Origin of the sequence: Flavobacterium sp. H122 (assembly GCF_004959765.1) — a bacterium.
GTDB lineage: Bacteria > Bacteroidota > Bacteroidia > Flavobacteriales > Flavobacteriaceae > Flavobacterium.
The window spans coordinates 235,503-247,953 of the sequence record NZ_SJZD01000005.1; the positions used below are offsets into that span (position 1 = coordinate 235,503).

The 12,451-nt window shown below is 34.2% G+C and carries 14 protein-coding genes; 7 read left to right on the forward strand and 7 right to left on the reverse strand.

The window, feature by feature from the left end; genetic code table 11:
• Positions 1–411 carry a 6-carboxytetrahydropterin synthase gene (locus EZM65_RS09785; RefSeq protein ID WP_136668370.1) on the reverse strand — a complete coding sequence of 137 codons (411 nt, stop codon included), beginning with the start codon at positions 409–411 and terminating at the stop codon, positions 1–3.
• Complete coding sequence (gene idi / locus EZM65_RS09790; protein WP_136668371.1) at positions 408–935, reverse strand: isopentenyl-diphosphate Delta-isomerase; 528 nt, start codon at positions 933–935, stop codon at positions 408–410. Before idi ends, EZM65_RS09785 begins: the two co-directional genes overlap by 4 nt.
• Positions 936–1,122: 187 nt before the next feature.
• Between idi and EZM65_RS09795 the strand changes: the two genes are divergently transcribed.
• A complete protein-coding gene (locus tag EZM65_RS09795; protein ID WP_136668372.1) occupies positions 1,123–1,497 on the forward strand; it encodes an MmpS family transport accessory protein in 375 nt (124 codons plus the stop codon).
• A 38-nt stretch (positions 1,498–1,535) separates the two neighbouring features.
• Here EZM65_RS09795 and EZM65_RS09800 read toward each other — a convergent pair whose 3' ends face one another.
• Positions 1,536–3,092 carry an NAD(P)/FAD-dependent oxidoreductase gene (locus EZM65_RS09800; protein ID WP_136668373.1) on the reverse strand — a complete coding sequence of 519 codons (1,557 nt, stop codon included), beginning with the start codon at positions 3,090–3,092 and terminating at the stop codon, positions 1,536–1,538.
• A gap of 91 nt (positions 3,093–3,183) precedes the next feature.
• Here EZM65_RS09800 and EZM65_RS09805 point away from each other — a divergent pair, with 91 nt between their 5' ends.
• From EZM65_RS09805 to EZM65_RS09820, 4 genes are all read left to right on the forward strand, one after another.
• A complete protein-coding gene (locus EZM65_RS09805; RefSeq protein WP_169051690.1) occupies positions 3,184–4,788 on the forward strand; it encodes a T9SS type A sorting domain-containing protein in 1,605 nt (534 codons plus the stop codon).
• A 70-nt stretch (positions 4,789–4,858) separates the two neighbouring features.
• Positions 4,859–5,107 (forward strand): hypothetical protein, encoded by a 249-nt coding sequence (locus EZM65_RS09810; RefSeq protein ID WP_136668375.1) that lies wholly within the window; start codon positions 4,859–4,861, stop codon positions 5,105–5,107.
• Positions 5,108–5,342: 235 nt separating this feature from the next.
• Positions 5,343–6,158, forward strand: coding sequence for a 2,3,4,5-tetrahydropyridine-2,6-dicarboxylate N-succinyltransferase (locus EZM65_RS09815; RefSeq protein WP_136668376.1), 816 nt, complete (start codon positions 5,343–5,345; stop codon positions 6,156–6,158).
• An 8-nt stretch (positions 6,159–6,166) separates the two neighbouring features.
• A complete protein-coding gene (locus EZM65_RS09820; protein ID WP_136668377.1) occupies positions 6,167–7,219 on the forward strand; it encodes a glycosyltransferase family 9 protein in 1,053 nt (350 codons plus the stop codon).
• Here the strand turns inward: EZM65_RS09820 and EZM65_RS09825 are convergent.
• Genes EZM65_RS09825 through EZM65_RS09835 form a run of 3 tightly spaced genes read right to left on the reverse strand, consistent with a single transcriptional unit; the run spans position 7,209 to position 9,909 of the window.
• Positions 7,209–8,153, reverse strand: a complete 945-nt coding sequence (locus EZM65_RS09825; protein WP_136668378.1) for an NAD(P)-dependent oxidoreductase — start codon at positions 8,151–8,153, stop codon at positions 7,209–7,211. The two genes, EZM65_RS09820 and EZM65_RS09825, sit on opposite strands and share 11 nt — an antisense overlap.
• On the reverse strand, positions 8,153–8,977 hold the full coding sequence (locus EZM65_RS09830) for a glycosyltransferase family 2 protein (protein ID WP_136668379.1): 825 nt from the start codon (positions 8,975–8,977) through the stop codon (positions 8,153–8,155). The genes EZM65_RS09825 and EZM65_RS09830 overlap by 1 nt, the downstream gene beginning before the upstream one ends.
• A 29-nt stretch (positions 8,978–9,006) precedes the next feature.
• Complete coding sequence (locus EZM65_RS09835) at positions 9,007–9,909, reverse strand: lysophospholipid acyltransferase family protein (RefSeq protein ID WP_136668380.1); 903 nt, start codon at positions 9,907–9,909, stop codon at positions 9,007–9,009.
• An 88-nt stretch (positions 9,910–9,997) separates the two neighbouring features.
• On the opposite strand from EZM65_RS09835, the gene EZM65_RS09840 reads away from it, so the two are divergent.
• Together EZM65_RS09840 and EZM65_RS09845 are read left to right on the forward strand one after the other, a co-directional pair.
• Entirely contained in the window at positions 9,998–10,846 is an 849-nt protein-coding gene (locus EZM65_RS09840; protein WP_136668381.1) for a glycosyltransferase, read from the forward strand.
• Positions 10,843–11,553, forward strand: a complete 711-nt coding sequence (locus tag EZM65_RS09845; RefSeq protein ID WP_136668382.1) for a 7-cyano-7-deazaguanine synthase — start codon at positions 10,843–10,845, stop codon at positions 11,551–11,553. Before EZM65_RS09840 ends, EZM65_RS09845 begins: the two co-directional genes overlap by 4 nt.
• Here the strand turns inward: EZM65_RS09845 and EZM65_RS09850 are convergent.
• Positions 11,542–12,429 (reverse strand): ATP-grasp fold amidoligase family protein, encoded by an 888-nt coding sequence (locus EZM65_RS09850; protein WP_136668383.1) that lies wholly within the window; start codon positions 12,427–12,429, stop codon positions 11,542–11,544. The two genes, EZM65_RS09845 and EZM65_RS09850, sit on opposite strands and share 12 nt — an antisense overlap.
• Positions 12,430–12,451 lie beyond the last annotated feature (22 nt).

A 12,451-nucleotide genomic window follows, 5' to 3' on the forward strand; every position in this document is an offset into this window, starting at 1 on the left:
TTAAGTTCCTTTATATACTACAAAATTACGGGGAGTCTCATAAAGAGTCACCTCTAAATCCAGTTCCGGTTTGATTCTTTTTCTGATTTTATTCCAAATCACCACTGAAATATTCTCTGCAGTTGGATTCAAATTAAAAAAATTAGGGACATCAAGATTCAAATTTTTATGATCAAAAGCAACTTCAACTTCCTCGTAAATAATATCTGCCAAATCTTTAATATCAATAACATAACCGGTCTCTGGACTAATTTCTCCCGTCACACCAACTATCAGCTCATAATTATGTCCGTGAAAATTGGGATTATTGCATTTCCCAAAAACACGTTGGTTCTGCTCATCACTCCAGTCTTTTCTGTACAAGCGGTGCGCTGCATTGAAATGAGCTTTTCTGTTTACTGTTACTTTCATAATGTGTGTTCTTCCAGAAAATGATAAAACTCGTCAAAAATAATCTTAAACCAAACCGTATAAATATCCGGGTTGGATTCAATATCTTTTTTAATATCTTCTATAGGCATCCATTTCCAGGATTCAACCTCTTCAGGATTAATAACCGGTTCATCATTATAATAACCAATCATAACATGATCCAGCTCATGTTCAGTCAAACCATTATCAAAAGGAGCCTTATAAATAAAATTAAAAAGTTCTTTCAGCTCAACATCAAACCCCATTTCTTCCTGTAATCTTCTTCTCCCCGCCTGAACATTCGTTTCACCTTCACGCTGATGACTGCAGCAGGTATTTGTCCAAAGCAATGGTGAATGATATTTGTGATTTGCTCTTTGCTGCAGCATTATTTCACCTTTATCATTTAATACGAAAACAGAAAAAGCACGGTGCAATAAGGCTTTTTCATGAGCTTCCATTTTTGGCATCAAGCCAATCGGCTCATCTTTTTCGTTAACTAAAATTACTTTCTCTTCAATCATAAAATTAATTTGCCGGGTAAAAATACGAAAACTATACCAAAACCTAACAGGGATTGCACTTAGTTATTTCAATCTACGTTCTATAAAGATATGTCTACCAAAAAAACTTTTTTTCATACCACATAAAATAAACTCTTATTATTTTAGTTTTCAATAAAAACCCAAATAATTAAACATTATCAATTCTATGAAAAAAATCATTTATTTCTTCATGACAATTCTGCTGTTGGTTTCATGCGACAGTGGCAGCGAAGAAAGCAATTTATCGAGAGATGTCAGATATGAAGTCAGCGGTACTTTCGACGGAAGTATTGGTATAAGCTATACAACTCAAAGTGGCGGCGTTGTAAATGGGAACATTTCCAGTTTACCATGGAATTTAAGCATAACTTACGATTCAACTGTCACAAGCGCATCTTTTGCAGCCGCAGGAAACAGTGGCACAAGCGGAAAGACTTTAACTATCAAAGTTTTCAGAGGCGACACTTTAATTTCAACCACAAATGCCACTGCAGGACCGGAAGGATCCTTCACCATGTCAGTCCCAACAATTGTATTTTAAAAAACAAGCAGAGAGTAGTTTTACTCTCTGTTTTCTTTTTATAAAGACTCTACAACTTTAACAGCACATTTTTCACCATCAATTGCTGCCGATATAATCCCACCTGCATAACCTGCACCTTCACCGCATGGATACAACCCTTTGATCTGTAAATGCTCATATGTAAAATTATCACGCGGAATTCTAACCGGTGAAGAGGTTCTGCTTTCAGGAGCGTGTAGAATAGCATCATTTGTATAATATCCTTTCATTGATTTGCCAAACTGAACAAATCCCTCACGCATTATCTGTGTTAAAAATCCCGGAAACACCTCACCTAATTCAATGCTTTCCGTACCAGGCACGTATGAAGTTTTAGGAATACTGGAAGAAATCTTTTTTTGTGAAAAATCAACCATTCTTTGAGCGGGTACTTTTTGAGTCTGACCGGCTAAATGCCACGCTTTTTGCTCGATTGCTTTTTGAAATTCCATCCCTGCCAATGCCCCGAATTTTGCAAAAGGTTTAAAATCCTCCAGTTTCAATTCAACTACTATTCCAGAGTTGGCAGTTGCCTGATCACGTTTTGACGGTGACCATCCGTTTGTAACCACTTCACCCGGACTGGTTGCGCAGGGAGCAATCACCCCACCCGGACACATACAAAAAGAATACATCCCACGGCCATTAACCTGCTTCACTATAGAATATGGTGCCGGTGGCAAATATTCACCCCTGAAATCACAGGAATACTGAATACTGTCAATTAATGTCTGCGGATGCTCGGCACGAACACCAAGAGCAAACGGTTTTGCTTCTATCAATATTTTTTTCCTGTCCAGCAATTCAAAAATATCACGAGCTGAATGCCCTGTCGCCAGAATTAACTTTTTGGCATGTATTTTATCTCCGTTCTGAACAACTACTCCGTCGATTTCGTTATTTTTCAGTAAAATATCAGTTACACGGGTTTCAAACAGAACCTGACCTCCAAATTCTATTATTTTTTCTCTGATATCCTGAATTATCTGAGGCAATTTATTGGTTCCGATATGCGGATGCGCATCAACTAAAATCTCAGATGACGCTCCAAAAGCCACCAATAACTTTAAAATCCTGTCAACATCCCCTCTTTTTTTAGAACGGGTGTATAATTTCCCGTCAGAATAAGTCCCTGCTCCTCCCTCTCCAAAACAATAATTAGAATCTTCATTTACAATATGATCCCTATTGATTGCCTTCAAATCCCTGCGGCGTCCTCGCACATCTTTTCCTCTTTCAATCAGAATAGGCCTTACTCCAAGCTCAATTAACTGTAAAGCCGCAAATAGTCCCGCAGGACCTGCCCCTACGACAATCACTTCAGGAGCGTTTGAAACATTTTTATATTCAGGAAGTTCCGGTTTATCAACAACCACCTCTTCATCCTGAAAAAAAACATTTACTTTTAAATTAAATTTTACCGCTTTCTGGCGTGCATCTATCGAACGCTTTTCAATACTTAAATGCTTAATTTCTTTTGAAGACACCTGCATTAATTTTGCCAAATGTTCTTTAAGCATTGTTTCATCTGACGCAATTTCCGGCGGTACTTGTATTTGAAGTTCTCTTGACATGTATCGTTATTTCTTTGGCAAAATTAAGTTTTTATTTTTTGTTAAAAAAAAACACTTATTTTTACTTTTCAAACAAATCAAAACAAACATGATGAAAAAAATATTTTCGTTAGTTTTTCTACTAATAAGTTCTGTTCAATTTGCTCAAACTATTAACGCTACACTTGATATTGACAATTGCTTAAACATTCTGCCAAAAGCAGGAACTTACACTCTTGATGGTCAGGAAAACGGAAAAAACAAATACGTTTTAGGCACTGACTTAAAAATTGTATGGTCGGACATTTTTTACAGATGGGAATTACAGGAGTATTATGAAGACACCTGGACTACAGCTTTTTACAATGACAAAAACTCGGATCTCCCTCCTACTATTTGCTGGTTATCTGACTCTTGCTCAGGAACTTTGACCCTTGGGGGCAATGATGCTATTCCAGTAATAAATACACCCACTATTTTAATGAGCTCAGAAACTGCAAACACGGTAACTTATACTGTAACTTTTATATCAGAATTGAACAATCTAAGCAGTTCAAATTTTACTCTTCAAACCAGAGGTGATATTATTGCAAATATCAGTTCTGTTACACAAACAACAAATACAAATATCTGGAATGTGACAATAGATTGGTCCGGAGAAGGTGATATACGATTGGATTTGACAAACGATTTGGGTTGTACCCCCCTGATAAGTTGTGGTGCAGTAGCCAGAAGTGACTACTTTAACTCATACACAGCACCTTTGACTTTAAATGCTGGAGATATCGCTTTCACCGGCTACAATAGTTATAACTATGTTGCTGACCCACAATTTTCAGCGGATTTCAGCTTTGTTGTCTTAAAAAACGGCGGTTTGCCGGCAGGAACGAAACTTTTTTTTACTGATAGCGGATACAACAACAACACGTCCAGTTTATCAAATATTGAAGGTGGTTTTATTTTAAATTTTAACGATGCTGTTAATCAATATGACAATATCAGAGTAACAATACCTCTACTTGTATCTGATCCTTATATTGCCTATTTACCATCCGGCACTGCCACAACTAACAAAGTAGGTTTTACTATGTCAATCAGTCAGGATGGCGACCAGATTTTCGTACATCAGGGTACTACCAGAAACCCAAAATTTATAACCGGTATTCAAATGAATGCTGAACCAACCAGTGAGTTATCAACATGGGATAATTACACCAGTTCCGGCTCAAAATCAGCATTGCCTTCTCAACTCACAAATGGAGTAAACGCTATTATGGTAGTTGATGGGACCGAAGCTCCTTATACAGAATCTGACAATGCATCTTTTAATTATTCAGGAAAAACAATTTCACAAATAAATGCAGCAACTATCAACGATAGAAATGAATGGTTAAAAAGAAATGGCAGCATTACTAATTCTAATAGATGTGACCTACTAGTTTTTAACTATGCAACAGTTTTAAGCAGCAATAATTTTGAGTTAGAACGCAAAATTGCTGTTTACCCTAATCCTGCTAATTCTATTTTAAATATTAACTTTAACGAACTAATCCCTAAAAATGCAACAATTTTGGACATTCACGGGAGAAAGTTAAAATCCAACAAACTGTCAGATGCAAATAATGCTTTAGACATAACCGGAATAGCTAAAGGCGTTTACATTTTACAGATAGATACAGAAGAAGGAGTTTTAAAGAAACAAATAATTATAGAATAATATCAATCAAATAATTAGAACGGCTGCTTAAAACTTAGCAGCCGTTTTTTTATTTTTGTAAAAAAATATAATGCAACGTAAGATAAAATTGATTTGGGATTTCCGCGGGCCTGCAGCAACAAAAACTGCCGAACACCACGAAATTCATTTAAAAGAATATATTGAAATAGAAAAACTGCCTATTAAGACTACTGGTTTTGAAATTATTAACGACACGCATGCTATTGCCTGGATGGTTGTTACTGACAGCTATATGATTGCTGTACGTGATGCTTTAAAACCACACAGAGGCGAATTGTTTGAAAGAAAAATATTTTAAGTGTTTTTAAAATACAACTATTCCCTGCCTATTAAACAAAAGCAGCTCTTTTAGTTAATTCCCAACTATCTGAAGAACGAAGATGTGAATAATCCAACAAAAAAACTTTTTTTTCACAACCTCCAATTACTAATTAACTTTCTTCACAAAGAAATATTTAACAATTTCAACATTTTTAGTATAAGAGTAGCTAAACATTTATGAATCTTTTATCTTTGCTTTAAAATCAATTATAATGCAAAACTTACAACCAATTATAGAACAGGCCTGGGAAAACAGAGCATTGTTACAGGAAGAACCAACACAAAATGCGATCAGAGAAGTAGTTGCTTTATTAGATGCCGGAACACTTCGTGTAGCTGAACCAACAGATAACGGATGGCAGGTAAACGAATGGGTTAAAAAAGCTGTTGTAATGTACTTCCCTATCCAGAAAATGGAAACTTTTGAAGTGGGTATCTTCGAATATCATGATAAAATTCCATTGAAAAGAGGCTATGCAGAAAAAGGAATCCGTGTGGTACCTCACGCTGTAGCACGTCACGGTGCTTACATCTCTAAAGGAGTAATCTTAATGCCTAGTTATGTAAACATTGGCGCTTATGTAGATGAAGGAACTATGGTGGATACATGGGCAACTGTGGGAAGCTGCGCGCAAATAGGCAAAGATGTTCACCTGAGTGGTGGTGTAGGAATAGGTGGTGTATTAGAGCCTTTACAAGCGGCTCCTGTAATTATCGAAGATGGTGCTTTCATTGGCTCACGTTGTATTGTCGTAGAAGGTGTTCGTGTAGAAAAAGAAGCGGTATTAGGTGCAAATGTATGTTTAACTGCATCTACAAAAATAATTGATGTTACTGGTTCAGAACCTGTAGAATACAAAGGTGTTGTTCCAGCACGTTCAGTAGTAATTCCAGGAAGTTATGCAAAGAAATTCGAAGCTGGTGAGTTTCAGGTTCCTTGTGCTTTGATTATTGGAAAGAGAAAACCATCAACTGATTTAAAAACGTCACTTAACGATGCGTTAAGAGAATATAACGTAGCGGTATAAAATCCTTCATGAAAGTATTAGTGATTCAACCCAAAATGATTGGCGACGTACTAGCCAGTACAGCGATTTGCGAAGCCATCAAAAAACAACATCCTGACTGGAAAGTTCATTATATGATACAACCCAACACGAAGCCTGTTGTAGAACACAATCCTTTCATTGATAAAATAATTTATTTTGAGAAGAAAAAAAAAGATGGAATACTTCAGTTAATCCAATTTGGTCTTCAACTCAAAAAAGAGAACTACAATGCGGTTATCGACGCTTACGGAAAATGGGAAAGTATTATTCCTGCTTATTTTTCCGGAGCGAAAATCAGAATTGGTAATCAAAAATGGTACACCAAATTGCTTTACACCCAAACTATTGTTCCCAAAAAAAATATTGAAGGTTCGGCCATTGCACATAGACTGCAGTTGGCCGAAGCCTTACTAAAAAAACCTGCTGCTGTCCTATTTCCTAAAATTTATCTGACCGATAAAGAAATAACATCTGCACAAAAAAATATTCAGGATCGTCTGGATACTACCAGATTTATCTTTATGATTAGTGTTTTAGGAAGTGATACCAATAAAAGTTTACCCACAAACCAAATGGCAGCAACATTGGATCACATTGCAGCAGAAAGCAGTGCCCAATTATTATTCAATTTCATGCCGAATCAAGACGCAGAAGCAAAAGCCATTTATGATGCTTGCTTACCTGAAACACAAAATCAAATAGTTTTAGATTTTTATACCAAAGGCCTACGTACCTTCTTAGCTGTATTATCGCAATGTGATGCCATGATTGGTAACGAAGGAGGCGCGGTAAATATGGCTAAAGCTTTAAATATACCTACATTTACCATTTTCTCTCCATGGATTAACAAGTCTTCATGGAATATGCTTACAGACGATAAGAACCATGTCGCGGTTCATTTGAATGATTATTATCCGGAGATTTACAATGGCAAACATTCAAAACATTTCAAACAACAGGCATTGGATTTGTACAAAAAATTAACGCCCGATTTATACCGAGCGTCATTAGTTGATTTTATTAAAAGAATTACTTCGTAAATTTCTCTAAATACCAGTTAACCTGTTCCTGCAACCCTTGCTTCAGACTTACTTTAGGTTCATAACCTAATAATTTTCTGGCTTTATCAATAACAGCTGCTGTTCTTTGCTGGTCTCCTTTTCTTGGTGGCTGATTATCGATAATCAATGTTTTTCCCATGATTTCTTCTACAGCTTTGATACCTTCTGCAGTGGTATTTACTTCATCCGTACCTAAGTTAATGATTTCACCGTCAACTTTATCTTCTTTACCAATAATAGCCGCTAAACCATCAACGATATCGCCAACATACGTGAAGCTTCTTTCATGCTTAACACTACCTTCAAATAAAGGGAACGGTTTATCATAATATAGATTTTCGATAAGCTTAGTATACAGCTTTTCCGGACGCTCTCTTGGTCCGAAAACAGAATACAAACGGATAGAACACGCTTTCAGTTTACCAGTACGCTGTAATCCCAACACCAACTGCTCTGCAGCTAATTTGGTCGAACCGTAAAAAGAAACCGGTTTTGCAGGCACTTCCTCATCAACAGTGGCTTCAATTCCATATACAGATGATGTAGCAATGTTAACAAACGACTTCAAGTTTGGATTATATTCCAAAACTGCTTCCAGCAAGTTTTGTGTTGCATAAATATTATTATCCACATACTCTTTCAAAGAAGTGGTTGAAGATATTCCCGGCTGTGCAGCCAAATGGTACACATAATCGAATGGTTTATCAAAGACAGCACTCAAATCCGAGTTCAAATCAATTCTATGAATATAAATTCCTTTATCTGCTAAATCTTTAGCGTTTAATTCTTTCAAATTAACATCGTAGTAATCATTGATATTGTCAATTCCGACAACCTCATGACCTAATGAGTGTAATTTTTCACACAAATGTGATGCAATAAATCCGGCAGCCCCAGTTACTAATATTCTCATTATGCTGGTTGTTCTTGTTTTTTTATACCAAATGGTGTCCATTTGATTTTTTTATCTTTTACTTCTTTTCTGATTGCCAAATTCGCAGCCAGTGATTCCGGAGTTTTATATCCGCGTGCATGATCCAAATGCAGTACAATAGCATTGTGACGGATTTGCTTTCCTTTAACACCAAAATTCTCCAAACGCTCACCAAATTCTCTGTCCGGCCCACCATATTTCATTCGCTCATCATAACCATTCACTGCAATCATATCTGCTTTAAAACCTGAAGAATTACAGTTATTGAACGAAGGTGTGGTTGGACTGATTAAATCTAAGAGTGAGGTAATTGGTTTTTTGGAACCCAATTTCAAAAAATTAGAAAACCCTATTTTGTCAATATTTTTTAACCATTTAACATCAAAACAGTTTTGATTAAGTATATCTTCTTTAGAAATATGTTTACTCGTTTTCATGGTAAGTTTACAATAACCTCCGGATAAAAACTTTCCTTTTTCCGCTTCCTTTGCGTGAACTTCAACAAAATCTTCACGCGGAATGCAATCACCATCAGTCATAATAATATATTCATTAGCCGCTTCAATTATGGCTACATTTAAAATTTCCTGACGGCGGTATCCCATATCCTCATGCCATAAATGACGCAAAGGCACCGGATAATTTACCGCATATTTATCAATTAAGTCTTTTGTAGACTGACGGGAACCATCATCAGCTATGATTACTTCAAAATCCTTATAGGTTTGGACACTATATCCAATCAGAACTTTTTCTAACCATTCTTCAGCATTATAGGTACTGACAACTACTGATATCTTCATTTGATTTTTTTACAAATTTATTAATAAATTTAATTTGATTCCTGAGCAACTGCTTTCTTATTTTTTCCACGGTGTTTCCATCTTTTATGAGTCCATAAATAATACTCGGGTTTCTCATAAATCTGCTGCTCCACTTTTCTTAAAAAGGTATCTGTGATTTGATAATCAGGAACCGATTTTGCATCTGTTGTTAAAACCTCTAATTCGGCTTCATAATAGCCTCTTTTAACTTTTTCAACTTTAAGATACACCATATTCATATCAAAGCGTTTTGAAAGCATTTCAGCACCCGTATGCACAGGTACTTCAATTCCCATAAAATTGGTCCAATAAATATGTGGTTTTAATTGTGGCGATTGATCACTTGCAAAACCATATATTCCTCTTATCCCCTCTATTTCATTTTTTTCTACTATTCTTTTTGTGTGCTGACTCACAATTAAATCTGCTTTAAATCTGGAACGGATTTTTTTAACCAAATCATCAAAATATTTATTGCTAAGCTTTTTATATATGGCAAAACCTCTGAACTTAATTTTTCTGTTCATAGAAATAACCCATTCATAACTTGCATAATGAGATGCCAATAAAGCTACACTTTTATTTTGTTTTTCAAGCTCCAGATATTCATCAAGATTTTTAAATTTAAAACGCTCCTCAATTTCCTTATCAGAAATACTCATGGTTTTAATCATTTCCAAAAACATATCACACATATGTTTGTAGAATTTCTTTTCAACATCACCTCTTTCTTTATCTGACAAATGTGGCAAAGCAAGTTTTAAGTTGTTCACAACTACTTTTCTTCTGTATTTAAAAACATGAAATACTAAAAGAAAAACAAAATCTGACAGGAGATACAATATTCTAAACGGAAGAATAGAAATAAAATATATTATAGGGTAAAATAGTATATAGACGAGAAATTGCATATTGTAGTTTTGTGCAAATTTATAAATAAATCAATCATTAATTTATATTCTGCAATAATTGTTACTTTTGCATTTCAGCTCACATTTTATGTTTAAACATTTATTAATTACCCGTTTTAACTTAAGAAACCCAAAATGGGATTTCACAAAAAACAATGAAAGTCTTTTAAATGATGAATGGATGCACAGCAGAATGCAGTTATTTAAAAACTTCTGCTTACCTTCAGTATGTGCGCAATCAACGGATAATTTCCAGTGGCTGATTTATTTTGACACTACAACTTCCGAAATATTTAAAGAAGAAATCAGTAAGTTGGTTCAAGAAAAAAACAATATAAAAGTTTTTTTTATTGATGGAATGAATGCTTTCTATCCTTCTATAAAAGAATATATCAAAAATATTACAACTCCATTTTTGATTACTTCAAGAATTGATAATGATGATTGTATCCATAAAGATTTTATAAAAACAATTCAACAAAATTTTAACCAACAAAATTTTCAGGCAATAGATATTATAAAAGGATATTCTTTACAAATTGAACCAGAAATAATCTTAGGAAAAAAAGAACACATATTTAATCCTTTTATCAGTCTAATTGAAAAGAATGACAATCCTAAAACAGTTTGGCTGAGTGACCATAACATGTGGAAAAAAGAAAACAGAATCACCCGGATTACTGATAAAAGATTATGGATGTCTATTATTCACCAGAAAAACAAAGTCAATGAATTTGACGGTTACGGCAATGTAAACTGGAATGCTATCAATAACGATTTTGTTCTTAGTCCATCAATGAATGAAACTATATTGAACAAACAGGTCTCTTTTTCAAAATGGTGGTTTTTGAGTTTAAAAAACTTACTGTATGTTAAAATGGTGTTGTACAGTAAGATTTTAAAACGTAAATTAGGGATTTACAAATTTAAGAAATGACAAAAATACTTTGGACGGGAGGATGGGACTCTACATTTAGACTCCTTCAATTGGTTTTAACTGAAAAAAGGGAAGTTCAACCTGTCTATGTCAAGGATATTGACCGTAAATCATATAGAAAAGAACTGGAAACCATTGATCTTATTCTTGATAAAATTGAAAAGCACCATCCTGAGGCTATAAAAAATATAAAACCCCTGATTGTAATTGACAAAAATCAAATTGTCATTGATCCTGATTTAAAAGAATGTTACGACAAAATATGTGATGTAAAAAAAATTGGCTCTCAATATCTTTGGTTAGCCTCTTTTTGCAAACAAAACGAGATTGATTCAATTGAATTAAGTATTGAAAAAGACAATAGAACAGATTCTTTCTTCAACTTTATTTCCCCTTTTTTCAAAGAAAATTTACCAAATCCAAATTCACTTTTAAAAGAAGAAGTCATCCGTATATTTAACTATTTCAATTTCAATTTATTTGAAGTTACAAAAGTTGACATTTTAAATATATCCAAAGAAAACGGATGGATGGAAATTATGGATTCTACCTGGTTTTGCCACAAACCCAAAAACAACAAACCATGCGGAAAATGCAAACCTTGTCTGACGGCATTTACTGAAGGATTAAAATTTAGAATACCAGCGAAGAGAAGAATTTATGCTTACATTAAACTTTTTAAAAACAGAATAAAATCAGGAAACTAAATGACTGATATCAACAAATTCACCCATAGTTTTATTCATATGTTCGATCATCAATCTTTTCATGGCACCGTTTGGAAAAAAAGTTAATTCGCTAAAATAAATTTTACCATTAACAGAATATAAATCAACTCTGATAAAATAAAAATCCTCTGACAGCTTGGAAGCAATTACCTTCATATCTTCGAAGTTGGCAGGTTTTTTAATTTCCCTGTTCAGGTAGTTTTTTGTTGAATCATCAGGAGCAATTTTCACCCAATCCATATTATAATAAGCCATTTTATACTTTCCTTCTTCTTTAGCTTTGACAACTACATTGAAGGGCTTACCATTTGAACAGTAAAACTTATACTCCACTAATTCATTTAATTCATTATCAATTAAAAATTGCTCACAGATTATTCTGGGTTCAATATCTTTATAAACACGTTCCCTGAACTTGTAGTAATAATTTTGTTTCAACCATTTGTCAAATCTGTATCTGGCTTCTTTAAAATTCTCACTCTCTTTATTGGTCACAATTAAATTATATCCTGAGCCATGAGTACCCTTCAACACAAATTGATTGGGCAATGCATCAAAATCTATCTCATCAAATTTTGAATAAACGCCGAGATTTTTTACCAATATATGATCTCCAACTTTCTCTTCAACATATTTCCTGCACTCGTATTTATCAGCAATCTGCTTGAATTTTTCATCATAATAATAAAGTTTGAGCCAATGGATTTTTTCTGCAATCTCCTGTGGATTTTTTAAATTTAATGCTACTCTATTTTTTATAAGATATTCCGTCTGACATATTAAGAGATCATTTTTAGAATATTTTTTTAAAATTTCTAAATAAACCTTAAAAAATTCACGTTTAATTAAATTCATCTGTTTTTTTAAAATTATTAAT

Excerpts from the sequence above, each read along its gene's own strand:
- EZM65_RS09785 (WP_136668370.1), bottom strand. The coding sequence starts at position 411 with ATGAAAGTAACAGTAAACAGAAAAGCTCATTTCAATGCAGCGCACCGC.
- idi (WP_136668371.1), bottom strand. The coding sequence starts at position 935 with ATGATTGAAGAGAAAGTAATTTTAGTTAACGAAAAAGATGAGCCGATT.
- EZM65_RS09795 (WP_136668372.1), top strand. The coding sequence starts at position 1,123 with ATGAAAAAAATCATTTATTTCTTCATGACAATTCTGCTGTTGGTTTCA.
- EZM65_RS09800 (WP_136668373.1), bottom strand. The coding sequence starts at position 3,092 with ATGTCAAGAGAACTTCAAATACAAGTACCGCCGGAAATTGCGTCAGAT.
- EZM65_RS09805 (WP_169051690.1), top strand. The coding sequence starts at position 3,184 with ATGAAAAAAATATTTTCGTTAGTTTTTCTACTAATAAGTTCTGTTCAA.
- EZM65_RS09810 (WP_136668375.1), top strand. The coding sequence starts at position 4,859 with ATGCAACGTAAGATAAAATTGATTTGGGATTTCCGCGGGCCTGCAGCA.
- EZM65_RS09815 (WP_136668376.1), top strand. The coding sequence starts at position 5,343 with ATGCAAAACTTACAACCAATTATAGAACAGGCCTGGGAAAACAGAGCA.
- EZM65_RS09820 (WP_136668377.1), top strand. The coding sequence starts at position 6,167 with ATGAAAGTATTAGTGATTCAACCCAAAATGATTGGCGACGTACTAGCC.
- EZM65_RS09825 (WP_136668378.1), bottom strand. The coding sequence starts at position 8,153 with ATGAGAATATTAGTAACTGGGGCTGCCGGATTTATTGCATCACATTTG.
- EZM65_RS09830 (WP_136668379.1), bottom strand. The coding sequence starts at position 8,977 with ATGAAGATATCAGTAGTTGTCAGTACCTATAATGCTGAAGAATGGTTA.
- EZM65_RS09835 (WP_136668380.1), bottom strand. The coding sequence starts at position 9,909 with ATGCAATTTCTCGTCTATATACTATTTTACCCTATAATATATTTTATT.
- EZM65_RS09840 (WP_136668381.1), top strand. The coding sequence starts at position 9,998 with ATGTTTAAACATTTATTAATTACCCGTTTTAACTTAAGAAACCCAAAA.
- EZM65_RS09845 (WP_136668382.1), top strand. The coding sequence starts at position 10,843 with ATGACAAAAATACTTTGGACGGGAGGATGGGACTCTACATTTAGACTC.
- EZM65_RS09850 (WP_136668383.1), bottom strand. The coding sequence starts at position 12,429 with ATGAATTTAATTAAACGTGAATTTTTTAAGGTTTATTTAGAAATTTTA.